2 protein-coding genes (1 of these 2 only partly in view) are annotated in these 26,902 nt (G+C 73.0%); both read left to right on the top strand.

Translation table 11 applies throughout. The annotated features are described in order from the left end of the window. Nucleotides 1–160: 160 nt before the first annotated feature. Nucleotides 161–17,524, top strand: coding sequence for a non-ribosomal peptide synthase/polyketide synthase (locus tag ACWDSJ_RS08505; protein WP_450030275.1), 17,364 nt, complete (start codon nt 161–163; stop codon nt 17,522–17,524). Next, nucleotides 17,524–26,902, top strand: partial view of a non-ribosomal peptide synthase/polyketide synthase gene (locus ACWDSJ_RS08500; RefSeq protein ID WP_450030273.1) — the 5' end (the start) only. The gene runs 15,638 nt beyond the window's last position; the window shows 9,379 of its 25,017 coding nt (coding positions 1–9,379); it begins with the start codon at nt 17,524–17,526; its stop codon lies beyond the right edge, outside the window. Before ACWDSJ_RS08505 ends, ACWDSJ_RS08500 begins: the two co-directional genes overlap by 1 nt.

The following is a 26,902-nucleotide window of genomic DNA, read 5'->3' as shown; positions in this document are numbered from 1 at the left end:
GCTTTTTTTGAAGGAAACTATCCCGTTTTATTTCGTTAACGCCTAGTCTTCGCTGCATGGAACGAGGCCCCCGGAAGTGGGGGCCCAGAGGTAGGAGACAGCGCATTGCCGGGGTCGGCCCGGGTCTTGCGCGATTCGTTGAATTCACCATGGTGGGGCGGTGGCCGCTTGGTTCGTGCTGCCCGAAAAACGTTCGGCCACAGGTCGATTCGTGGATTTCGAGGAGGCTCTGGTGCAGATGGTCCCGCTGGCCCCGGCGCAGCTCGGCGTCTGGTACGCCCAGCAGCTCGACCCGGCGACGCCGATCAATATCGCCCAGTACGTGGACGTGCGCGGCGAGGTCGACGCGGCGGTGCTGCAAGAGGTTTCGGTGGCGGCCGCGCGCGAGTTCGGTTCCACCGTGGCGCGCGTGGTGGTTTCGGACGGGGAGCCGTGGCTGTGCGTGGATCCCGGCCTGCCGGTCGAGATTCCGCTGATCGATCTGCGGGGCGAGGCCGATCCGGTCGCGGCCGCGCGGACGTGGATGCGCGCGGACTACACCGCCCCGATCGATCTCACCGTCGACCGCCTGTTCGCGGGGGCCCTGCTGCGCGTCGCCGACCGCCGCTACTTCTGGTATCTGCGCGTCCATCACCTGGTGCTCGACGGGTACGGGGCGCTCACCAACACCCGCCGGGTCGCCGAGCGGTACACCGCGCGGCTGCGCGGGACCGATCCCGGCCCGAACACCGCGGGCGAGCTGTCGGACCTGGTCGCGCGGGAGCTGTCCTATCGCGACAGCACCCGGTTCGCCGCGGACCGCGACTACTGGGCCGAACGCGTGGCCGGATTGGAGCCGACCACCCTCGACGGCCGCAACGCCCCGCGCGCGGCGGGCAATCTCGTCTTCGGCCGCCGACTACCCGGCCGGGTCGTCGAACGCCTGAACGCGCGCGCCGCGGAACAGGATTCGACCCCGGCCGTCGTCCTGCTCGCCGCGTTCGCCGCGTACCTGGCCCGGATCACCGACCGCGACGAGGCCGTGCTCAGCCTTCCGGTCACCGCCCGCACCACCGCGCTCGCGCGCCGCTCGGCGGGGATGCTGTCCAATATCGTGCCGCTGCGACTGCCCGGGACGGGGAGCTGGGGTGCGCTGCTGCGCGCGGTCCGGGTGGAAGTGGCCGGGGCCCTGCGGCATCAGCGGTATCGGCACGAGGACATCCGCCGCGATCTGGGCCTGGACGGCGGCGCGGGTCGCGCGCTGTTCGGGCCGCTGGCCAATCTCATGCTGTTCCGGAGCGATCTGGCGTTGGGCGACACCGTCGGTCGCTATCACGTGCTGTCCACCGGCCCGGTCGAGGATCTGAGCCTGAACGTCTACTACGGCGACAGCGACCATGTGCACCTCGATCTCGAGGCCAATCCGAATCTCTACGACGCCGACGCTCTCGCCCGTCAGCACGCCCGCTTCGTCGGTTTCCTGGATCGGCTGCTCGACCTCGCCCCCGAACAGCCCGTGACCTCGGTCGAGGTGACCACGGGACTGGAACGCGAGGTGACCCTGCGGATCTGGAACGACACCGCCGTCGACATCCGCGAGTTGGCGGCGGGCGGCGCCCGCGCCACGCTGGTGTCGATGTTCGAGGCGCAGGCCGCCCGGACCCCGGACGCGGTGGCGCTGCGGTTCCAGGACCACCCCGACCACACCTACGCCGACCTGGCCTCGCGGGTGAATCGCCTTGCGCGCCACCTCATCTCGCTGGGCGTGGGCCCGGAGTCGCGGGTGGCACTGCATCTGGACCGCTCCCCGGAGCTGGTGGTGGCGGTGCACGCCGTGCTCGCCGCCGGGGCGGCCTACGTTCCGCTCGATCCGGACCATCCCGCCGACCGCACCGCCTACGTCCTGGCCACGGCCGAGCCGGTCTGCGTGCTCACCACCTCCGGCGGTTTCCCCGAATCGCCCGTCCCCCGGGTGGAACTTGATCGCCTCGACCTGTCGGGGCTGCCCGCGGGTCCGGTGTGGGATCGGGAGCGGACCGCGCCGCTGCGCCCGGAGCATCCGGCCTACGTGATCTTCACCTCCGGTTCGACCGGGCGACCCAAGGGCGTCGCGGTCGCCCACGCGGCGATCGTCAACCGGCTGGTGTGGATGCAGCGCGCCTATCGGCTGGGTCCCGGCGATGTCGTGTTGCAGAAGACCCCGGCCACCTTCGACGTGTCGGTGTGGGAGTTCTGCTGGCCCTTGCAGACCGGTGCGACGCTGGTGCCCGCGCTGCCGGACGGTCATCGCGACCCCGCCTACCTGTGCCGGACCATCGCCGAATACGGTGTCACCGCAATCCATTTCGTGCCGTCCATGCTCGAGGTCTTCCTCGCCGAGGCGGAGGTGACCGCGCTGCGGTCGCTGCGGCTGGTCTTCTGTTCCGGGGAGGCGCTGCCCGCGTCGACCGCGCGGCGGCTGCTGGCCGCGACGCGGGCCCGGCTGCACAACCTGTACGGTCCCACCGAGGCCGCGGTCGACGTGACCGCCCACGAGGTGACCGAGGCGGACTCGACCGGGGTGCCGATCGGCGCCCCGGTGTTCAACACCCGGCTGTACGTACTGGATTCACGGTTGCGGCCGGTGCCGGTCGGAGTCCCGGGTGAGCTGTATCTGTCGGGGGTTCAGCTCGCCCGGGGCTACGTCGGCGGATCGGGCCTCACCGCGGGCCGTTTCGTGGCCGACCCCTTCGGGGTACGTGATGGCGCCTCCGGCGATGACTCCGGTGGCGCCTCCCGCATGTACCGCACCGGCGATCTGGTGCGCTGGACGGCGTCGGGTGAGCTGGAGTATCTGGGCCGCACCGACTTCCAGGTGAAGCTGCGCGGGCAGCGGATCGAACCGGGGGAGATCGAGGCCGTACTCACGACGGTGGACGCGGTCGCGCGGGCCGTGGTGGTGGTGCGCGACGACACCGGCCTGGGCGAACAGCTGGTGGCCTATGTCGTCGAAACCGCCTCCGGCACAATCGATCCGCTGATCCTGCGGGCCGCGGTGGCCCGCCGCTTGCCCGCCTACATGATCCCCGCGGCCTTCGTCGTGCTGGACGCGCTGCCGGTGAACTCCTCCGGCAAACTCGACCGCGCCGCGCTGCCCGCCCCCACTCGCGCCGAGTCCCGCCGCGACCCGGAGACGGCGACCGAACGCGCGATCGCCCGGGTCTTCGCGGAGGTGCTGGGCCGGGACACGGTCGGCGCGGACGACGACTTCTTCGCCCTCGGCGGCAATTCGCTGGTGGCGACCCGGCTCGCGGCCCGGCTCAACGCCGACCTCGGCGCACGGCTCGGGGTGCGCGAGGTGTTCGCCGCGCCCACGGTCGCGGCCCTCGCCGCGGCCGTCGACACCGCGTTTCTCGACGAGGACGCCGCCGCGACCCGCCCCCTGCGGACGCGTCCGCGCCCGGAGGTGCTGCCGCTCTCCCCCGCGCAGCAGCGGATCTGGTTCTTGAATCGGCTCGAACGCGCGGGCGCGGCCTACAACATGCCGTTCGTGGTGCGGCTGTCCGGCGCCGCCGACCTTGACGCCTTGCGCGCGGCGCTGGCCGATGTGGCGGAGCGGCACGAGGTGCTGCGCACCGTATTCCCCACCCGCGCCGACGGTTCGGCCGAACAGCGGCTCGCCGCCTTCACCGCGCCCGCGATCGAGCCCGTCGCCGCGACCGAGCTCGACGCCGAACTGCGCCGGTTCGCGGCCCGCGGCTTCGACCTTGAGCACGAGATTCCCTTGCGCGCCAGACTGTTTCGCGTCACCGAGACGGACTGCGCGCTCGCCGTCGTGCTGCACCACATCGCCGCGGACGGCCTGTCGCTGCCCGTGCTGGCCCGGGAGGTGGCGTTCGCCTACACCGCCCGCCGCGCCGGACACGCGCCCGGCTGGCCGCCGCTGCCGGTGCAATACGCCGATTACACGCTGTGGCTGCGGGATCGGCTCGGCGATCCGGCCGATCCGGAATCGCTCGCGGCCGCGCAGCTGGCCCACTGGACCGCGGCCCTGGCCGGTGCGCCCGAACACCTGGACCTGCCCGCGGATCGGCCGCGCCCGGTGGTCGCCAGCGGTCGCGGCGCGGTGCACGCCTTCGCGATTCCCGACGACCTGTTCCACGCCGCCGCCGCGGCCGCGCGGAATCACGGGGTGTCGCTGTTCATGCTGGTACACACGGCCCTCGCGGTGTTGCTGGCCCGGCTGGCGGGCACCGACGACATCGTCATCGGCACCCCGGTATCGGGTCGCGGCGAGCGCGCGCTGGACGACCTGATCGGCATGTTCGTCAACACCCTCGCCCTGCGCACCCGGGTCCCGGCGGAACGCTCGTTCGCCGCGCTGCTCGCCGAGGTCCGGGACGCCGATCTGGCCGCCTTCGCGCACGCCGAGCTGCCGTTCGAACAGCTGGTGGAGGCCCTCGAACCGACCCGGTCGCGGGCCCGGCACCCGGTGTTCCAGGTGATGCTGTCCTTCGCGGGCGCCGACGCCGCCGCCCTCGAACTCCCCGGCCTGTCGGTGCGCACCGAGACCCTCGACACCGGCGTCACCAAATTCGATCTGCACCTCACCATCACCGAGCGCGCCACCAGCATCGACGCCGAATTCGCCTACGCCACCGACCTTTTCGACCCCGAGACCGTCGCCGGATTCGCGCGCGGATTCGTGCGGCTGCTGAGCGCGGCCCTCGCCGACGACGGCCGGGCCGTCGCCGATCTGCCCCTGCTGGACGCGGCCGAGCAGCGCCGGATCGAGGCGGCCGGACTGGGCGAGCGGTCGCCGCACCCCTACGAATCCGTGGTGGACGCGTTCCGGGCGCAGGCGCGCCGCACACCCGACGCCCTCGCCATCGTCGACGGCGAACACCGGCTCACCTTCGCCGACACCGCCGCCCGGGTCGACCGGCTCGCCCGGCACCTGCGTGCCCGCGGCGTCGGCCCCGAGACCACGGTCGTGCTGAACATCGGCCGCTCGGCCGAATTCGTCGTCGCCGCCTGCGCGGTCCTCGCGGCCGGGGGCGCGTACGTGCCGGTCGATCCCGACCAGCCCGAGGCCCGCCTGCGGCACGCGGTCGAGGTGGCCCGCCCGATCCGGGTGCTCACCGCCGAGGACGTGCGCGACCTGGATCGCCGCGAGCCGCCCGCGGCCGTCACGCCGTCGCCGCGGCCCGCCGGGCTCGCCTACGCGATCTTCACCTCCGGATCCACCGGGCAACCCAAAGGTGTTGCGATCCAGCATGATTCGCTGGCCAACCAGATCTCGTGGATCGCCGACGAATACGACATCACCCCCGCCGATGTGGTGCTGTTCAAGACGCCCACCACCTTCGACGTCTCGGTCTGGGAGATCTTCGCGCCGCTGTGCCGCGGGGCCCGGCTGGTGGTGGCGGCCCCCGGCGCGCACCGCGACACCGCCCAGCTGGCCCGCCTCATCGCCGAGCACGGCGTCACCATGACCTCCTTCGTGCCCGCGCAACTGGCGGTCTTCGCCGAGGAGATCGATCCCGCGCGCCTCGGCTCGCTGCGGCTGGTGTTCGCGGCGGGGGAGGCGCTGACCGGTGAGGTCGCCGCCGCCCTCCCGCCACACGTGCGGGTGCACAATCTCTACGGACCCACCGAATTCACCGTGCACGCCACGTACTTCGCGGTCACCGGCGCGCTCTCGGGGCCGGTCCCGATCGGCACGCCGGTGCGCGAGGGCCGGGCCCGCGTCCTCGACGCCCGGCTGCGCCCGGTGCCGGATCTCGTGCCCGGCGAGCTGTACCTGTCCGGCGTCCAGCTGGCCCGCGGCTATCTGGGCCGCGCGGGTCTGACCGCCGAACGCTTCGTGGCCGCGCCCGGCGGGGAACGCATGTACCGGACCGGGGATCTGGTGCGCCGCCGCCGCGACCGCGGGCTGGAATACCTGGGCCGCGGCGACTTCCAGGTCAAGGTGCGCGGCCAACGGGTCGAACTCGGCGAGATCGAGGCCGCGCTGCTGGCCGTGCCGGGCGTGCGCGCGGCGGCCGTCCGCGTCGTCGCGCACCGCGCCGGTGATCTGCTGGCCGCCTACCTCGTCACCGACCTGGCCGACCCGGAAACCATTGTGGCCGAACGACTCCGGGCCACCCTGCCGTCGTATCTGGTGCCGACGGTGTACCAGCGGCTCGACGCCCTGCCGCTGACCGCGTCCGGCAAACTCGACCGCAAGGCCCTGCCCGATCCGGTGCTCGCGCCGGTGCGGTTCCGGCCGCCGCGCACCCCCGCGGAGCGGACCGTCGCCGCTGTCTTCCGCCAGGTCCTCGGCGTGGATCGGGTCGGGCTCGACGACGACTTCTTCGCCCTGGGCGGCACTTCCCTGGCCGCCACCCGCATTTCGGGTCGGCTGGGCGGGCTGCTCGGCCGGGAGGTGCCGGTGCGCGCGCTGTTCGAACACCCGACCGTCGCCGCGCTGGCCCGGGGACTGAGCGGGGAGGTCGCGCGCGCGGTGCCCGCCCCCGCGGCGGGCGTGCGGCCCGCGGTGGTGCCGTTGTCGTACGCCCAGCAGCGCATGTGGTTCCTCAACCAGTTCGACGCCGACGCCGTGCACAATCTGATCGCCGCGATCGCGCTGCGCGGACCGCTGGACACCGCAGCGCTCGGCGCGGCCGTCCTCGACGTGCTGGACCGGCACGAGGCGCTGCGCACCCGGTACCCGGCCGTCGACGGCGTGCCCCGCCAGGAGATCCTCCGCACCGACGAGCTGACCCTCGATCCACGTCCCCAGGACGTACCGGAAAGCGCGGTGCCGGAATACCTTCGGACCCTGTCGGAAACCGCGTTCGCCGTCGCCGAGCAGCCCCCGATCCGAATCGAATTGCTGCGCACCGCACCCGGCGTGCACGTCCTGATCGTCGCCGTCCATCACATCGCCGCCGACGGCTGGTCCATCGGCCCGCTCACCCGAGACCTCCTGTGCGCCTACGCCGCCCGCGTCGACGGCACCCCGCCCGGCTGGCCCGAACTGCCTGTCCAGTACGCCGACTACACGCTGTGGCAGCGGGCGGTACTCGGCGCCGAGGACGATCCCGACTCGCTCATGGCCCGTCAGATCGCCTACTGGACAAGCGAACTCGACGCGCTGCCCGACGTGCTCGCCCTCCCGGCGGACCGGCCGCGCCCCGCGGTCGCCTCCGGCCGGGGCGCGCGCCACGAGTTCGTCCTCGACGCGCGGCGCGTGCACCGGCTGCGCGCGCTCGCCCGGGACGCGCACGCCTCGCTGTTCATGGCGCTGCACGCGGTGTTCGCGACGGTGCTGGCCAAGCTCGCCGCCACCGCCGACATCGCCATCGGCACCCCGGTCGCCGGGCGCGGCGCGCCCGAACTCGACGATCTCGTCGGCATGTTCGTCAACACCCTGGTACTGCGCACCGAGGTCGCGCCCGAGCGCTCGTTCACCGACCTGCTGGCGAGTGTGCGGGAGACCGACCTGCGCGCCTTCGCCCACGCCGACCTGCCCTTCGAGCGCCTCGTGGAGATCCTGAACCCGCCCCGCTCGCGGGCGCGGCATCCGCTGTTCCAGGTCATGCTCGACCTGCGCGACGCGGCGCCCGCCGCCCTCGAACTCGCGGGCCTCGCCGCCGAGCGTCTCGACATCGCCTCGGACACCGCCAAATTCGACCTGCACGCGATCCTCACCCCGCGCCCCGACGGCGGCCTGGCGGCCACCCTCGAATACGCGACCGATCTGTTCGACCCCGCGACCGTCGCCGATTTCGCCCACCGCTTGCCGCTCGCCGTCGACAAGCTCACCGCCCGGCCGCACGACCCGCTCGGCGCGGTGGACCTGCTGACCGACGCCGAACGTTCCCGGCTGCTCACCGCGTGGAACGACACCGCCCGCCCCTTGTCGGACACAGTGTTGGCCGCACTGTTCGCCGAGCGGGTGCGGCGCGCGCCCGACGCGCCCGCGCTCACCTTCGAGGGCACGACGCTCACCTATCGCGCCCTGTCCGATCGGGCCAACGCCCTCGCCCGGTATCTGCTCGACCGAGGCGCGGGCCCGGGAACCTGTGTCGCCCTGGCCCTGCCGCGTTCGCTCGATCTGGTGGTGGCCGTCTACGGGGTGACGCTCAGCGGCGCGGCGTACGTGCCGCTGGACCCGGATCATCCCCGCGCCCGGATCGAGGACATGCTCGCCACCGCGCGCCCGGTGTGCGTGCTGACCGAACTGCCGGACCTGTCGGGCGTCGACACCGCGCCGGTGACCGACGCCGACCGCCCGCGTCCGTCGCGGCCGTCGGACACCGCGTACATCATCTTCACCTCGGGCTCGACCGGTCGGCCCAAGGGTGTAGCGGTGCCGCAGTCGGCGATCGTGAACCGATTGCTGTGGATGCAGGCGGAATACGGGCTCACCGCGGCCGATGTGGTGTTGCAGAAGACCCCGGCGACCTTCGACGTGTCGGTGTGGGAGCTGTTCTGGCCCTTGCAGATCGGCGCGCGCCTGGTCGTGACCGAACCCGGCGGACATCGGGATCCGGCCTATCTCGCGGACCTCATCGCCGCCGAGGGTGTGACGGTCGCCCACTTCGTGCCGTCCATGCTGGCGGTGTTCGTCACCGAAAGCGCCGCCGCGCAATGCGTCTCGCTGCGGATGGTGTTCGCCTCGGGAGAGGCGTTGTCGCCCAGGCCCGCCCATCGGCTGCGCGAGCTGACCGGGGCGGAGCTGCACAACCTGTACGGGCCGACCGAGGCCGCGGTCGACGTCACCTATCACCGGGTCACCGACGCCGACACCGAGTCGGTGCCGATCGGCCGTCCCGTCGCCAATACCCGGGTCTATGTGCTGGACAACCGGTTACGTCCCGTCCCGCCAGGGGTGACGGGCGAGCTGTATCTCGCCGGTGTCCAGCTGGCGCACGGCTATGTCGCGCGCCCGGATCTGACCGCCGAGCGCTTCACCGCCGACCCCTTCACGGGACCGGAGGGCGGGCGCATGTATCGCACGGGCGACCTCGCCACCTGGACCGCCGACGGCGAACTGAAGTACCTGGGCCGCACCGACTTCCAGGTGAAACTGCGCGGCCTGCGGATCGAGCTCGGCGAGATCGAGGCCGCGCTCACCGCGATCGACGGCGTCGCCGGGGCGGTCGTCGCCCACCTCGACGAAACCTTGGTCGCCTATCTCGTGGCCGCCCCCGGCGTGGCCCTGGACGTTGATCTCGTCCGTGCCCGGCTCGCCGAGCGCGTGCCCGGGTACATGGTCCCGGCCGTCGTCATGGTCCTCGACGCATTCCCGCTCACCGCCTCCGGCAAGCTCGACCGCAAGGCGCTGCCCGCACCGGTGTTCGCGGCCACCGAGTTCCGTGCCCCCACCACCTCGGTGGAGGAGGCCGTGGCGGGTATCTTCGCCGATCTGCTGGGTCTGGAGAAGGTCGGTGCCGACGACGATTTCTTCGCCCTCGGCGGCAATTCCCTGCTGGCCGCCCGCGTGGTGGCCCGGCTCGGCGCGCTGCTGGGCGCCCGGTTCCCCGTCCGGCTGATCTTCGACGCCCCCACCGTCACGGCCCTGGCCGCGCGCGCCGAAGTCGCTGCCCGCCATCACCATCTGCCCGCCCTCACCCCGCGCCTGCGCCCCGCCCGCGTCCCGCTGGCCCCGGCCCAGCACCGGCTCTGGTTCCTCAACCGCTACCGGGCCGATCACCCCGACGGCCCGGCCGCGGCCGTCGACAGCATTCCGCTCGCCATCCGCCTCTCCGGCCCTCTCGACCGCGCGGCCCTGGCGGCGGCCCTGGTCGATCTCGTCACCCGGCACGAGACCCTGCGTACGATCCACCCCGACGGTCCGGACGGCCCCGAACAGGTCGTGGTGGCCCCCGACATCCGCCTCGAGGAGCTCCCCGATTCCGCCACAACGACTTTCGCGAGCCGCGGATTCGATCTCACCCGGCAGACCCCGTTGCGCGCGGCGCTGGTCCCGCTCGCGCCCACCGAACACGTCCTCGTGCTGGTGCTGCACCACATCGCGGCGGACGGGTTCTCCCTCGGCCCGCTGGCCCGGGATCTGGTGACCGCCTACGACGCCCGGCGGCGCGGACACCCGACGCACTGGCGGGAGCTGCCGGTGCGGTACGCGGATTACGCGCTCTGGCAGACCGAAATGCTCGGCGCCGCCGAGGATTTCGGCTCCGAACTGCACCGCCAGCTCACCTACTGGCGCGACGCGCTGGCCGGTGCGCCGGAGGCGCTCGCCCTGCCCACCGATCGCCCGCACCCGGCCGAACCGTCGCACGCGGCGGGCACCCACCGGCTGGGCATCGATTCCGATCTGCACGGCGAACTCGCCGAACTGGCCCGCAAATACGACGCCACCCTGTTCAGCACGGTGCACGCCGCGCTCGCGGTGCTGCTGGCCCGATTGTCGGGCGGGTCCGATATCACCATCGGCACACCGGTCGCCGGACGCGGTGACGCCGCCCTGGACGATCTGGTCGGCATGTTCGTCAACACCCTGGTGCTGCGCAGCGAGATCGATCTGCGCGAACGCTTCGACGACCTACTGAGAAAGGTTCGCGCCCAGGATATCTCGGCCCTCTCGCACGCCGATGTCCCGTTCGATCGGATCGTCGAGGAACTCGCCCCCGCCCGCGCCGCGCATCGGCATCCGCTGTTCCAGGTCGCGCTGACCTTCCAGAACTTCACCATCCCGGCGGTGCGGCTGGACGGCCTCACGGTGCGCCCCGAGCCGATGGACGCGCTCGGCGCGAAATTCGATCTCCAGTTCACGGTCACCGAGGCGCGTGGCGGCGACGGCCGGGCCGCCGGGATGGATATCGAGATCACCTACGCCACCGACGTTTTCGACGCCGAGACGGTCGCCGTGCTGGCCCGCCGCTTCGCCCAGGTCCTCGCCGCCGTCGCCGCGGACTCCACCGTGGTGGTCGGCGATATCCAGTTGCTCAGCGCCGAGGAGCAGCGCCGCGCCCTGCGCGAATGGGCCACCACCGCACCCAGCGTCGCCGAAAAGCACACGCTGACAGAAAGATTCGCGGTCGTGGCAGCCGCCCGCCCCGGGGCCGTGGCCGTCCGCGCGGGCGGCACGAGCCTGACCTACCGCGATCTCGACATCCGCTCCGACCGGCTGGCGCGCCGCCTGATCGAGACGGGTGTGGGCCCGGAAACACTGGTGGCCGTGGCCTTGCCGCGTTCGGCCGAACTCGCGGTGGCCCTGCTGGCGGTGCTGAAGGCCGGGGGCGGCTATCTGCCGGTCGATCCGGCCTACCCCGCCGATCGCATCGCCTACGTCCTCGCCGACGCCCGCCCGCTGTGCGCGGTCACCGGGGCCGGTGCGACCCTGCCCGCGGACCGGTTCCCGGGCCCGATCATCGATGTCGACCAGCCGGACGTCCCGGCCGGGGCGATCACCGACGCCGACCGGCGGACGCCCCTGCGGCCGGAACACCCCGCCTACGTCATCTACACCTCCGGCTCCACCGGCCGCCCCAAGGGCGTGCTGGTGCCGCACACGAATGTCGTTGCGCTGCTGGACAATACGAGCCACCTGTTCGACTTCGGGCCGTCGGATGTGTGGACACTGTTCCACTCCTACGCCTTCGACTTCTCGGTCTGGGAGCTGTGGGGCGCGCTGCTGCACGGCGGCACGGTCGTGGTCGTGGACTACTTCACCGCCCGCTCGCCGCAGCAGTTCCGGGAGCTGCTGATCACCGAGGGTGTGACCGTCCTCAACCAAACACCCTCGGCCTTCTACCAATTGGCCGCCGCCGACCTCGCCGAACCGCCCGCCGACCACGTCCTGCGCTACGTGATCTTCGGCGGCGAGGCCCTCGAACCGCGGCGGCTGCGCGACTGGTCGGCCCGCTACGGCGACACCCCGCGGCTGATCAATATGTACGGCATCACCGAGACCACGGTGCACGTCTCGCACCGCCCGATCGCGCCGGAGACCGACGCCTCCGGCGTCATCGGCGGCCCACTGCCGGGACTGACCGTGCGCCTACTGGATTCGCGGCTGCGTCCGGTTCCGGTCGGCGTGCCCGGCGAGATCTACGTCTCCGGCCCGCAGCTCGCCCGCGGCTACCTCGACCGGCCCGCCCTGACCGCGGCCCGCTTCGTCGCCGACCCGTACGGCGACACCGGCGCGACGGCCTACCGGTCCGGCGATCTGGCCCGCTGGACCCGCGACGGCGAACTCGAGTATCTGGGCCGCGCCGACCAGCAGGTGAATCTGCGCGGCTTCCGTGTCGAACTCGGCGAGATCGAGTCCGCCCTGCTCGCCGAGGACGAGGTGCGGGAGGCGGCCGTCGTCGTCCGCTCCGGCGACACCGCCGACCGGCTCGTCGGCTATGTGGTGGCCGCCGCCGCGACCGATCCGCGCGCGCTGCGCCGCCGCCTGGCGCTGCGGCTGCCCGAGCACATGGTGCCCGACGCGGTGGTCGTGGTCGACCGAATCCCGTTGACCGGCAACGGAAAACTCGACCGCGCCGCCCTGCCCGCCCCCACCTTCGAGGCCGCCGCCTACCGCCGCCCCGCCACCGTCACCGAACAGCTGGTGGCCGACGCCTACGCCCAGGTCCTCGGCCGCGCGACGGCGGTCGGCGCGGACGACGACTTCTTCGCCCTCGGCGGCAGCTCCCTGCTGGCCGCCAAGGCCGTCGCCCGCCTCGGCGCGGCCCTCGGCGCCCGGGTGCCGGTGCGCGCGGTCTTCGAGGCCCCCCGGGTGGCCGACCTCGCGGCTCGTCTCAGTGCGGACACCGACGCGCGCCCCGCCCTGATCGCCCGGGAACGGCCCGCCCACGTGCCGCTCTCGCCCGCCCAGCGGCGCATGTGGTTCCTCAACCGCTTCGACCGCACCACCACCGCCTACAACATCCCCCTCGCCCTGCGCCTCACCGGCCGCCTCGACCTCGCGGCCCTGCGGGCGGCCGTGCGGGACGTCGTCGAACGGCACGAAACCCTGCGCACGGTGTACCCGGAGACCCCGGACGGCCCGGCGCAGGTCGTGCTGCCGACGGACGCGGCCGTGCCCACCCTGCACCCGGCGGTCGTGCCGAATGCCGTTCTGGGACAACACCTCCGACAGCTCGCCGCGACCACCTTCGATGTCACCACCCGCGTTCCGGTCCACCTCGAACTGCTCGAATGCGGCGACGACGACCACGTACTCGCCGCGGTGCTGCACCACATCTGCGCCGACGGCTCCTCGATCGTGCCGTTCACCCGGGACCTGATGACCGCCTACACCGCCCGCCGCGGCGGCTCGGCGCCCGCCTGGGATCCGCTGCCGGTGCACTACGCCGACTACGCGCTGTGGCAGCGGGAATTGCTGGGCAGTGAACCGGATCCGGCGTCTCTCGCCGCCCGTCAGCTCGGTTTCTGGACCGAGACCCTGGCGGGACTGCCCGATCAACTGGAGCTGCCCACCGATCTGCCCCGGCCTGCCGTGCGGAGCCTGCGCGGCCGCACCCTGGACCTCACCGTGGACGCCGACCTGCACGCCCGGCTCGTCGCGGTGGCCCGCGCCCACGGGGCCACGCTGTTCATGGTGGTGCACGCCGCCTTCGCCGCCTGGCTGGCCCGGCTGTCCGGCACCGGCGACATCGCGGTCGGCACGCCGGTCGACGGTCGCGGGGACGCCGCGCTCGACGACGTCATCGGCATGTTCGTCAATACCGTGGTGCTGCGCACCGCCGTCGCCGAGGACGAACGGTTCATCGATCTGCTCACCCGGGTCCGCGCCGCCGACATCGCGGCCCTGTCGCACTCCGACATTCCCTTCGAACGCCTGGTGGAGGTGCTCAATCCGGACCGCTCCACGGCCCGGCACCCGCTGGTCCAGGTGGGCCTGTCGTTCCACAACCACGAGCGCCCGGACCTCCGGCTGCCCGGCCTCACCGTCGCGCCGATCGAAACCGCCCCGGACACGGCGCAATTCGATCTGCACCTGTTCGCCGTCGACAACTACACCGCCACCGGCGACCCGATCGGCATGGACCTCACTCTCGGCTGGGCCACCGACCTGTTCACCGAGCCGACCGCGCACCGGCTGCTCACCCAGCTGCGCGATGTGCTGGAAACCATTGCCGCCCAACCGGGTATCACGATCGGCGACCTGGATCTGCTCGGCGCGCAACGCGAGCTGCTTGCCGGATGGAACGACACCGATCACCCGCTGCCGCCCGCGACCCTGGCCGAACTGTTCGACCGGCAGGCCGCGGCCACCCCGGCCGCCGTCGCCCTCGTCGACGAGTCCGGCGCCACCCTCACCTACGCCGAATTCGACGCCCGCGCCAACCGTCTCGCCCGCCATCTGATCGCCGCCGGGGTGCGCCCGGAGACCACGGTCGCGCTGACCCTGCGCCGCTCGGCGGATCTCGTCGTCGCCATGTACGCGGTGGTCAAGGCGGGCGGCGCCTACGTGCCCCTCGACCCCGACCACCCCGCCGACCGCATCCGCCACATCCTCGACGCCGCCGCCCCGATCCGCGTGCTCGACACCCTCGACGGGCTGGACCTGTCGGACCACTCGCCGCTCCCGGTGACCGACGCCGACCGGCTCGCGCCCCTGCGTCCGGAGAACCCGGCGTATGTCATCTTCACCTCCGGATCCACCGGCACCCCCAAAGGCGTCGCGGTGCCGCACGCCGCCGTGGCCAACCAATTGCGCTGGCTGCGAGTGTGTTTCGGCCTCGACGGCGACCAGTGCGCCCTGCTGAAGACGCCCGCCACCTTCGATCTGTCGGTGTGGGAGTTCTGGTCGCCCCTCACCAGCGGCGGCCGGATCGTGGTGACCGCGCCCGGGGACGAACGCGATCCGGACCGGTTGCGCGCGGCGATGATTCGCCACGGCGTGACCGTTCTGCACGCGGTGCCCTCGCTGCTCGGCTTGCTGACCGCGACCGACGCCCCGCTGCCCGCCACGCTCCGCACGGTGCTCGCCATCGGCGAGGCGCTGCCGCCGTCGCTGGCCGCCGAGGTCCGCCGCCGCGGCGACGCCCGGCTGTACAACCTGTACGGACCCACCGAAACCGCCGTCTCCGTCACCGCTTTCGAGGTGACCGGCGACCACGAGCACACCGTCCCCATCGGCACACCGGTGTGGAACAGCCGCGCCCACGTCCTCGACCACCGGCTGCGGCCGGTCCCGGTCGGGGTGCCGGGCGAGTTGTACCTGTCGGGCGCGCAACTCGCGCGCGGCTACCAGGGCCGCGCCGCGCTCACCGCCGCCCGCTTCGTGGCCGATCCCTCCGGTGACGGGACGCGCGTGTACCGCACGGGCGATATCGTGCGCCGCCGCGCCGACGGCGGCCTCGAATACCTGGACCGTGCCGACTTCCAGGTCAAGGTCGGCGGTTTCCGCATCGAACTCGGCGAGATCGAGACCGCCCTGCTGCGCCGCCCCGGCGTGACCGCCGCCGTCGCGGTGGCCCATTCGGACCCCGACGCCGGAACGCGGCTCATCGCCTATGCCGCTGTGCCGCACGGCGATTCGACCGGCGAACGACTACGCGCGGCGCTGCTGCGGGAACTGCCCCGCTATATGGTCCCCGCGGCCGTGGTGGTGCTGAAGACGCTGCCGCTCAACGCCAATGGCAAGATCGACCGCGCCCGGCTGCCCCGCCCGGTGTTCACCGAGGCCGTCTTCCGCGCCCCGGTCGGCGCGACCGAGAACCGGATCGCCGCGGCCTTCGCCGAGCTGACCGGTGTCGCCGCCGCGGGCCGCGACGACGACTTCTTCGCCTTGGGCGGCAATTCGCTGCTCGCCACCCGGCTCGCGGCGCGGCTGGCCGCCGACCTGGGCGTCGGCGTCCCGGTGTCAGCGGTGTTCGCGGCACCCACCGTGGAAGGCCTTGCGGCCCTGGTCGATTCGGCCGAAACCGCCGCCGAACCGGCCCTCGTCCGCCGGCCCGGCGCCGAGCCCGCGCCGCTGTCCCCGGCCCAGCGGCGCATGTGGGTGCTCAACCGGCTGACCCCGGATTCGGCCGCCTACCACGTCCCGGTCGCCCTGCGGCTGCGCGGCGACCTCGATGTCGACGCCCTCGCGGCCGCCGCCATCGACCTGCTGGACCGGCACGAGATCCTGCGCACCCGCTATCCCGAACTCCGCGACGAACCGGTGCAACAGGTGTGCCCGGCCGCCGAGGTCGACCTCGACCTCACCCCGCGACCGATCAATCCCGACGAAACCGCCACGCGCATAGCCGAATTCGTCTCCCGCGGGTTCGACGTCACCGCCGCCCCGCCGATCCGGACGACGCTGCTGCGCCTCGGCCCCACCGAGCACATCGTGGTGGTGGTCGTGCACCACATCAGCGCCGACGGCTACTCCATGCTGCCCCTCGCCCAGGACCTCATGACCGCCTACACCAGCCGCCGCGCGGGCCGCGCCCCCGGCTGGCCGCCGCTCGCGGTCCAGTACGCCGACTACAGCCGGTGGCAGCACGAACTCCTCGGCTCCGACACCGACCCCGACAGCCGCGCGGGCCGCCAGCTCGCCTACTGGACCCGGCGGCTCGCCGACGCGCCCGACCTGCTGGACCTGCCCACCGACCGCCCCCGTCCGGCCCGCCGCGACACCCGCTGCGCCACCGTCGAATCGGAGCTCGACGCGGCCACCGCCGCCGCGCTGGGCGAGCTGGCCCGCGAGCACGGCACCACCCTGTTCACCGTGCTGCACAGCGCCTTCGCGGTGCTGCTGGCCAAGCTGTCCGGGGCCCGCGACCTCACCATCGGCGCCCCGGTCGCGGGCCGGGGACGGCGCGAACTCGACGGGATGATCGGCATGTTCGTCAATACGGTCGCGCTGCGCATCGAGATCGATCCGCGCGCGAGTTTCGCGGAACTGGTGCGGCACACCGGCGCCGGGAATCTGGCCGCGCTGCACCACACCGAGGTGCCCTTCGAGCGCGTGGTCGAGGCCACCGGCCGCCGCCGCGCGAGTTCGCACACCCCGCTGTTCCAGGTGCTGTTCACCTTCCAGAACCTGCCGCGGGTCGAGCTCGAACTGCCCGGCCTGACCGTCGAGGCCCTCGACCTCGGGGTGGGGGAGGCGAAATACGATCTGCACCTGACCGTGGTCGACCGGGACGACGCGGGCCTGGGCCTGCGATTCGACTACGCCACCGACATCTTCGACCACGACACCGTCGCGCGGCACGCCGAACGCCTGCTGCGCGTGCTCGCCGAGGTCGCCGCGGACCCGTCGATTCCCGTGCGCGCCATCGACATTCGCACCGACGCCGAACGCGGCGCACCCCCCGACCCGGACCGGCTCGACGACCTCCCCGACGTGATCGCCGCCGCCCCGCCCGCCGCGGTGGCCGTGCGGCACGACGGGCGCGAGATCACCTTCGCCGAACTGCACACCACCCTCACCGCCGTCCGCCGCGCGCTGGGCGCCGCCGCCACCGCGGAGGCCGTCCTGCACGTCGCCCTCGCGCGACTGGTCCCCGGCCTGCCCGCCGCCCTGGGGGCCGACGGCCTCACCCGAATCCTGCGTTCCCTGCGCGACCACGCCCGGGGACCGATCCGCTCGGAAGGAACTCTCTGATGTCGCACGCCGAGTACATCGCCTCCCTCCGGCCCAGCCGTCCCCGGCCGCCGCGCGACGCCTACGGCCTCGCCGACCTGCCGGACCTCGTCGCCACCGTCGCCGGGCTCGACCCCGGCCGCATCGCCCTGCGGCACGACGGCCACGCCCTCGCCTACGGTGAGCTCGCGGCCGAACTGGCCGCGCTCGGCGCGACGCTGGGCGGCGCGCTCGGTCCCGACGCGCTCGTCTCGATGGCCGTCTCCACCCGCCTGCCCGGCCTGCTGGACGCGGCCGAGGGCGCGCTGGCCGCCGCGCTCGACGACCTGCTCACCGACGCCCTCGACGCCGCCGCCGACGTGCTCGAGCCCAACCTCGCCCCGCCCGACACCCTCGCCACGCTGTTCGCCGAGCAGGTGCGCCGCACCCCCGACGCCGTCGCCCTCGAATTCCGGGGCGACACCCTCACCTACGCCGAAGTGGACGCGCGCGCAACGGCTCTCGCGCATCGCCTGGTCGATCTCGGCGTCGGCCCGGACGCGCTGGTCGGCATCGCGCTGCGGCGCTCGCTCGAGCTGCCGATCGCGCTGCACGCCGTGCACAAGGCGGGCGGCGCGTACGTGCCCCTCGATCCGGATCACCCGGCCGAACGCCTCGCCCACGTCCTCGAGGTGGCCGCGCCCGTCGTCGTGCTGACCGCCGCCGGTGACGAACCGGCCCTGCCGCCGGGCACCCCGGTGCTGCGCGTCGACGCGGCCGGGGGCGAGATCGGCTGCGACGCACCGCTGCCGACCGCGCTGCCCGACAATCTCGCCTACGTCATCTTCACCTCCGGCTCCACCGGCCGTCCCAAAGGCGTTGCGGTGTCGCATCGTTCGATCGTGGCGAACCTGCGCTGGCGGCAGCGCCGCTATCCGCTGCTGCCCACCGACGTGGTGGTGCAGAAGACCCCGGCGACCTTCGACGTGTCGGTGTGGGAGTTGTTCTGGCCCTTGCAGATCGGCGCCCGCCTCGTCGTCGCCGAACCCGACGGGCACCGCGACCCGGCGTATCTGATCCGCGTGATCACCGAGAAACGCGTCACCGTCGCCCATTTCGTGCCGTCCATGCTGGCCGTATTCGCCGACGCGGCCCGCGACCGGTCGGCCGGACTCGACTCGCTGCGTACCGTCTTCGCCTCCGGTGAGGCGTTGCCCGCCGAAACGGCCGCCGCCTTCCGCGAGATCAGCGGCGCCACCCTGCACAACCTGTACGGGCCGACCGAGGCGGCGGTGGACGTCACCGGCCACGAGGTGACCGGCGAGGATCGGCTGAGCGTGCCGATCGGCGCGGCCGCCGACGACGTCGAGCTGCTGATCCTCGACGACGCCCTGCGGCCGGTGCCGCCCGGCGTGGTGGGGGAGCTGTATCTGGCCGGGGTGCAGCTGGCGCGCGGCTACACCGCCCGCCCTGCCCTGACCGCGGAGCGTTTCGTCGCCGCCCCGGACGGCGCGCCCGGCGATCGCATGTACCGCACCGGCGATCTCGTGCGCCGCCGCCCGGCCCGCGACGGCGGACCGGGCGAACTGGAGTACCTGGGCCGCATCGACTTCCAGGTCAAACTGCGCGGCCTGCGGATCGAACTCGGCGATGTCGAGGCCGCGCTGCTGCGGCAGCACGCGGTCTCGCAGGCCGCGGTGGTGCTGCGTCCCGGAACCGCGGGCGATCGACTCATCGGGTACGTGGTCGCCGCCGCGGGCGAGACCGTCGACCGCGCCGCCGTGCTCGCCGACGCGCGGACGCGACTGCCCGACTACATGGTGCCGTCGGTGCTGGTCGAACTGGACGCCATGCCGGTGAACCCGAGCGGGAAACTGGATCGGCGTGCCCTGCCCGAACCCGAGATCGACACCGGGACAGCCGAATTCCGTGAACCCGGCACGGACGCGGAACGTGCGGTCGCGGAGATCTTCGCCGACCTGCTGGCCGTCGACCGGGTGGGCGCCGACGGCGACTTCTTCGCCCTCGGCGGCAACTCCCTCATCGCCACCCGGGTCATCGCCCGCATCGGCGCGGCGCTCGGCGTCGACCTCGATGTGCGCGACTTCTTCGACCGGCCCACCCCCGCCGGGCTGGCCGCCCGGTCCGCCGCCGCCCCGGCCCGCCCGCCGCTGGTCGCCGGACCGCGCCCCGACCGGATCCCGCTGTCCCCGGCGCAACGGCGCATGTGGTTCCTCAACCGCCTCGCGCACGACGAATCCGGTTCCGGCGCTGCGGCGGTCGACAACATCCCCGTCGCGCTGCGGCTGCGCGGCGCGCTGGACGTTCCCGCGCTGGCCGCCGCCGTCGCCGATGTGCTCGCCCGGCACGAGGTGCTGCGCACGGTCTACCCGGAGACCCCCGACGGCCCGGCGCAGCTGATCACCGCTGCCGGAGCGGTCGAACTCGACCCGATCGAGGTGCCGGAGCACGAACTCGCCGAGGTCGTCAGCGCCGTCGCCGCGACGGACTTCGACGTGACCCGCGAGGTGCCGGTTCGAATCCGGCTGCTGCGCACCGGAATCGACGACCACACGGTGGTCCTGGTCGTGCACCACATCGCCGCCGACGGCGTCTCGCTGGGCCCCCTGCTGCGCGATCTCGGCGCCGCCTACGCGGCCCGCCGGTCCGGGCACGCACCGGAGTGGACGCCGCTGCCCGTGCAGTACGCCGACTACGCGCTGTGGCAGCGCCGCGTGCTCGGCGCGGAGAGCGATCCCCGTTCCGAGGCGGCCCGCCAGATCGCCTTCTGGACAATGGAATTGGCCGATCTGCCCGCCCAGCTCGACCTGCCCGCCGACCGTCCCCGGCCCGCGGTGTCGAGCTATCGCGGCGCGACCACCGAATTCGCTATCGACGCCGCGACGCGCGCGGCGGTCGAGCGGCTCGCCGCGCGCCTGCGGGCGACGCCGTTCATGGTGCTGCACACCGCGCTCGCGATGCTCGCGGCCCGCCTGTCCGGCACCGGCGATATCGCGATCGGCACGCCGGTCGCCGGGCGCGGCGAACGCGGTCTCGACGACCTCGTGGGCATGTTCGTCAATACGGTCGTGCTGCGCACCGAGATTCGGGGCGAGCGCGGTTTCGCCGACCTCGTGGCCGCCGTCCGCGAGACCGACCTGCGCGCGTTCGCCCACCGCGACATCCCCTTCGAACGCCTGGTGGAGGTGCTCGACCCCGCGCGTTCCCGGGCCCGGCACCCGCTGTTCCAGCTGGCGCTGTTCATGCAGGACCTCGGCCTTCCGGCGGCCGCGTTCCCCGGGGCCGAGGCCGAACCGGTCGACTTCGACCCCGGTTTCGCCAAATTCGATCTGCAACTGACAGTTTCGCCCGCCGCGACCGGGTATCGCGCCGAATTCACCTACGCCACCGACCTTTTCGATCCCGCTACCGTGGACGAGTTCGCGGCGAAGTTCCTGCGCCTGCTCACCGCGGCCCTCGCCGACCCCGACCGCCCGGTGGGCGATCTGGAACTGCTCGACCCGGGCGAACTCGACTACGTCACCGGCACCTGGAACGCCAGCGGCCGCCGGGTGCCCGACCGCTTCCTGCACGAGGGCTTCGACGCTCAGGTGCGCCGCACCCCCAGCGCGCGGGCGCTCGTGTACGGCGATACCGAACTGACCTACGCCGACCTGTCCGAACGGGCCAACCGGCTGGCCCGCCTGCTCATCGAGACCGGGGTCGGCCCCGAGACACTCGTGGTGCTGGCCCTGCCGCGGTCGATCGATCTGGTGGTCGCCATGTACGCGGTGCTGCGGGCGGGCGCGGCCTATGTGCCGGTCGATCCCGCGCACCCGGCCGAGCGCATCGCGCACGTCCTCGCGGTCGCGCGCCCGCACACCGTGCTCACCACCTCGGCCGTGACCGTCGACCTGCCGCACGCGGGGCCCACGCACCGCCTCGACGAACTCGACCTGTCGGACCGGTCCGGCGTGCGGGTCGAGGACCGGGACCGCCGCGCCGCCCTGCACCCCGACCATCCGGCCTACGTCATCTTCACCTCCGGTTCGACCGGCGCCCCCAAGGGGGTGGCCGTGCCGCATCGCGCCATCGCCAATCAGCTGGCCTGGATGCGGGAGTGGTACGACGTGCGCGCGGATGACGTGTACCTCCAGAAGACCGCGACCACCTTCGACGTGTCGCTGTGGGGGTACTTCCTGCCGCATCGCGTCGGCGCGACCGTGGTCCTCGCCGATCCCGAGGGTCACCGGGACGTTGCCTATCTCGCGGAAACCATTGCGCGCCACGGCGTCACGCTCACCGATTTCGTGCCCTCCATGCTGGCGGTGTTCGCCGCGCATGTCCGCCGCGCCGACATCGCCTCGCTGCGCGACGTCTTCGTGATCGGCGAGGCCCTGCCGCCGGAGGTCGTCGCTGCCTTCCGGGCGGTGAGCGACGCCGGACTGCACAATCTGTACGGACCGACCGAGGCGGCGGTGTCCATCACCGCGCACGAGGCCACCGACGCCGATACGCGCGGCGTGCCGATCGGTGAGCCGGAATGGAATTCGCGCGTCTACGTGTTGGACGCGCGCCTGCACCCGGTCCCGATCGGGGTGCCCGGCGAACTGTATCTGGCGGGCGTGCAGCTGGCCCGGGGTTATCACGGCCGCGCGGACCTCACGGCACAGCGTTTCGTGGCCGACCCCTTCGGGGTCCATAGGAGCGCCGCTGGCAATCACAAGAGCGCCGCTGGCGATCGCAGGAGCGCCGCTGGCGAGCACAAGGGCGCCGCTGGCGAGACCGGCGCGCGCCTGTACCGCACCGGCGATCTCGTGCGCTGGACCGCCGAGGGCGAGCTGGAGTACCTGGGCCGCACCGATTTCCAGATCAAGTTCCGCGGGCAGCGGCTGGAACCGGCGGAGATCGAATCGGCGCTGCTGCGCTCGCCCGCGGTGAGCCAGGCCGTGGTCCGGCTCGTCGATGGCGATCACCTCGTCGCGTACGTCATCCGCCGTCCCGGAACCGAACTCGACACCGAGCGGCTGCGCGCGGATCTGGCGGCGGTGCTGCCGCCCGCGCTCGTGCCCACGGCCGTGCTGGAACTCGACGCGTTCCCGCTCAACACCAGCGGCAAACTCGATCGCGCCGCACTGCCGGTACCGGTGTTGCGCGCCAACGCCTTCCGCGCCCCCGCGACCCCCACCGAACGGCTGGTGGCGCGGGTGTTCGCGGAGGTGGTGCGGGCCGAACGCGTCGGCGCGGACGACGACTTCTTCGCCCTGGGCGGCGGCTCCCTGGCGGCCACCCAGGTCACCGCCCGCCTCGCCGCCGAATTCGGCACCCGGGTCCCGGTGCGGCTGCTGTTCGACGCCCCCACGGTGGCGGCCCTCGCGCACGCCCTGGACGCCCGCGGCGCGGACATCCCCCGGCCGCCGCTGACGACACAGCCACGGCCCCAACGGATTCCGCTCTCCCCGGCGCAACGGCGACTGTGGTTCCTCAACCGGGTCGAGGTCCAGGAGGGAGCCGCCCCCGCCTACAACCTGCCGGTCGCTTTCCGCCTCACCGGGCCGCTGCGGGTAGCCGCTCTCGAACACGCCCTGCGGGATGTCATTGCGCGCCAAGAGGTTCTGCGCACCCACTATCCGGACGACGGGGACGGCCCGTACCAGCACATCGCCGCCCCCGGCGAAATCGCCCTCGAGCTGACCCCGATGCCGGTCACCGAAGCCGAACTGCCCGCCGCGCTCGCGGCCGTGGCCGGTCGCACCTTCGATGTCACCCGCGCCGCGCCCGTCGCCGTCGCCCTGTTCCGGATCACCGCCACCGACCACGTTCTGATCGTGGTCCTGCACCACATCGCCGCGGACGCCCTGTCCGCGGCCCCCTTCGCCGCGGACCTGCTGCGCGCCTACCGCGATCGCCGCGCCGACACCGAACCCGGCTGGGACGCACTGCCCGTGCAGTACGCCGATTACAGCCTGTGGCAGCACGACCTGCTCGGCCCCGACACCGCGCCGAGCCCCTGGGCGCGCGAGCAACTGCGCTTTTGGCGAGACGCCCTCGCGGACCTGCCCGCCCAACTGCCCCTGCCCACCGACCGTCCTCGCCCCGCCCGGCCGACCGGCGCGGCCGCGGCCGTGGACTTCCCGCTCGATGCGGACCTCGAGGCCCGGCTGCGCGATCTGGCCGCCCGGCACGGCGCCACCCTGTTCATGGTGCTGCACGCCGCCTTCGCCGTCGTCCTGGCCCGCACCTGCGCCACCACGGATATCGCGGTGGGCACTCCCGTCGCCGGTCGCGGCGAGCGCGAAACCCGGGATCTGGTCGGCATGTTCGTCAACACGCTCGTCCTCCGCACCCCGGTCGCGGGCCACGACTCGTTCGCCGATCTGCTGAACCAGGTCCGTGACACCGATCTCGACGCCCTCGCCCACCCCGAACTCCCCTTCGAACGCCTGGTGGACGAGCTGGGCGTGGACCGCACCACCGGCGCCCACCCCCTGTTCCAGGTCATGTTCAGCGTCTTCGAGTCCGAGGACACCGCCCTGCCCGCGCTCGGGACGACCGACCTCACCCTCACCCCGCTCGACCTGCCCGACCCCACCGCCAAGGCCGACCTGCACCTGATCCTGCGCGCCGGGAACGGCATCGCCGGAAGCCTCCGCTTCGCGACCGACCTGTTCGACCCGGCCACCGCCGCCGCGCTGGCCGACCGCCTCACCCGCGTCCTCCGCGCCGTCGCCGCCGATCCCGGTGTGCCCGTGGGCGATATCGATCTGCTGAGCGCGGACGACCGCGCCCGGCTCGCACCCGTCCGGCACGTCGAGGCGTCGGCGGAGACGCTGGTGTCGTTGTTCGAGGCACAGGTGACGCGGACGCCGACGCGGCCCGCCATCTCGTTCGAGGACGTCACGCTGTCGTACGCCGAGTTCGCGGCCCGGGTGCATCGACTCGCGCATCATCTGGTCGAGCGGGGCGTGGGGCCGGATTCGGTGGTGGCGCTGCGATTCCCGCGCTCGATCGATCTGGTGGTGGGGATGTACGCCGTGGTGGCGGCGGGCGGGGCGTATCTGCCGCTCGATCCCGAGCATCCGGCCGAGCGGATCGCGCACATCCTCGCGGTCGCGCGGCCGGTGTGCGTGCTGTCGGCCGACGACGCGCCGGATCTGTCGGGCTATCCGGAAACCCCGCTGCCGCATCGTGATCCGCGCCCGGACAGCCTCGCCTACGTCCTGTTCACCTCCGGATCGACCGGCCGCCCCAAGGGCGTCGCGGTCACCCATCGCGCGATCGTGAACCGGCTGCGCTGGATGCAGGAGGAGTGCGTCACCCTGGACGGCGCCGACGCCGTCCTCCAGAAGACGCCCGCGACCTTCGATGTGTCGGTCCCCGAGTTCTTCTGGCCCTTACAGGCCGGGGCCCGGCTGGTGCTGGCGCGTCCCGACGGGCACCGCGATCCGGGATATCTGGCCGAGGTGATTCGCCGGGAGGCAATCACGGTCGCGCATTTCGTGCCGTCCATGCTCACCGCGTTCCTCGCCGAAGGCGCTGCCGCGCAGTGCGTTTCGCTGCGGCACTTGCTCTGCTCCGGGGAAGCGCTGCCCGCCCCCGCCGCGCGCCGCGCGCGGGAGCTGCTCGGGGCCCGCGTCCACAACCTCTACGGCCCGACCGAGGCCGCGGTGGAGGTCACCTGGCACGAGGTCACCGACGCCGACACCGAGACCGTCCCCATCGGCCGCCCGATCCGCGCCACCGGCTGCCACGTGCTGGACGCCCGGCTGCACCCGGTGCCCGTGGGCGTCGCCGGTGAGCTGTATCTGACCGGGCCGCAGCTGGCCCGCGGCTACCTCGGCCGCCCCGACCTCACCGCCGACCGTTTCGTCGCCGACCCCTTCGCGGCGACGGGCGCCCGCATGTATCGCACGGGCGACCTGGTGAAGCGGACCCGCGCGGGTGACCTGGAGTACCTGGGCCGCACCGACTTCCAGGTGAAGCTGCGCGGCCTGCGCATCGAACTCGGCGAGATCGAGGCCGTGCTCACCGCCCACGACACCGTGACCCACGCGGTGGTGACCGTGCGCGAGGACCGCCTCGTCGCCTACGTCGTCCCCGCCGGTCCGGACGAGGTCCACCCCGAAGACTTGAAAGCCACGCTCGCGCAACAGCTTCCGTCCTACATGGTCCCGGTCGACTGGATGGTGCTCGACCGGCTCCCGGTCACCGCGTCCGGCAAACTGGACCGCGCCGCGCTCCCGGCCCCCGCCCGCCCCGACACCGCCTTCCGCGCGCCGGAGACGGATGCGGAAATCCTGGTGGCCGAGACCTTCTCGGCCCTCCTCGGCATCGAACGAGTCGGGGCCGACGACGACTTCTTCGCCCTCGGCGGCAATTCCCTCGTCGCCACCCGGCTCACGGCCCGCCTCGCCGCGGCCACCCACACCGAACTGCCCGTCCGCGCCGTCTTCGACGACCCGACCGTGGCGGGTCTGGCCCGCGCCCTCGAAGTCGCCGAAACACGCACCGCGCCGATCCCCCTGGAGCCGCAGGAGCGCGGCGAACACGTGCCGCTCTCGATCGCCCAGCGGCGCATGTGGTTCCTCAACCGCTTCGACACCCGGGCGGGCGGCTACAACATCCCCTTCGCCCTGCGCCTCACCGGTGTCCTGCACGTCCCGGCCCTGCGCGCGGCCGTCGCCGATGTCATCGCCCGCCACGAAACCCTGCGCACCGTCTACCCCGACCGCGGCGGCGAACCGGCACAGCTGATCCTGCCCGCCCCCGCGGTCGACCTCGTGGCCGAGGACGTGACCGCCGTCGCCGCGGCCCGCCTCGTCGAGGACCTCGCCACCACCGCCTTCGACGTCACCGCCGAGGTTCCGCTGCGCGTCCGGTTGCTGCGCGTCACCGACGACCCGGACGCCGCGCACCTCCTGCTGTTCGTCGTCCACCACATCGCCGCCGACGGCTGGTCCTTCGCCCCGCTGGCCCGCGATCTGGCCGCCGCCTACGCCGCCCGCGCGGCCGGGACCGCGCCCCACTGGCCCGAATTGCCCGTCCAGTACGCCGATTTCGCCCTCTGGCAGCGACGAACCCTGGGCCACGCCGACGATCCCGCCTCGCCCCTGGCCCGCCAGCTGCGCTACTGGATCGACCGGCTCGACGGCATCCCGGACGTGGTCGAACTGCCCGCCGACCGCCCCCGCCCCGCCGTGGCCAGCGCCCGCGCCGGAGCCGTCACCGCCCGCCTGGACCGCGAAACGCACCGGGCCATAACGGAACTCGCCGCGACCCGGCGGGCCACCCCGTTCATGGTGCTGCACGCCGCGCTGGCCGCGGTGCTGGCCCGGCTCACCGGTTCCGAGGACATCGTGATCGGCACCCCCGTCGCCGGACGCGGCGCGGCGGCGCTGGACGAGCTGGTCGGCATGTTCG

The organism is Nocardia sp. NPDC003482, from assembly GCF_053588115.1.
This window is presented reverse-complemented; position numbering and strand designations above follow the sequence as displayed.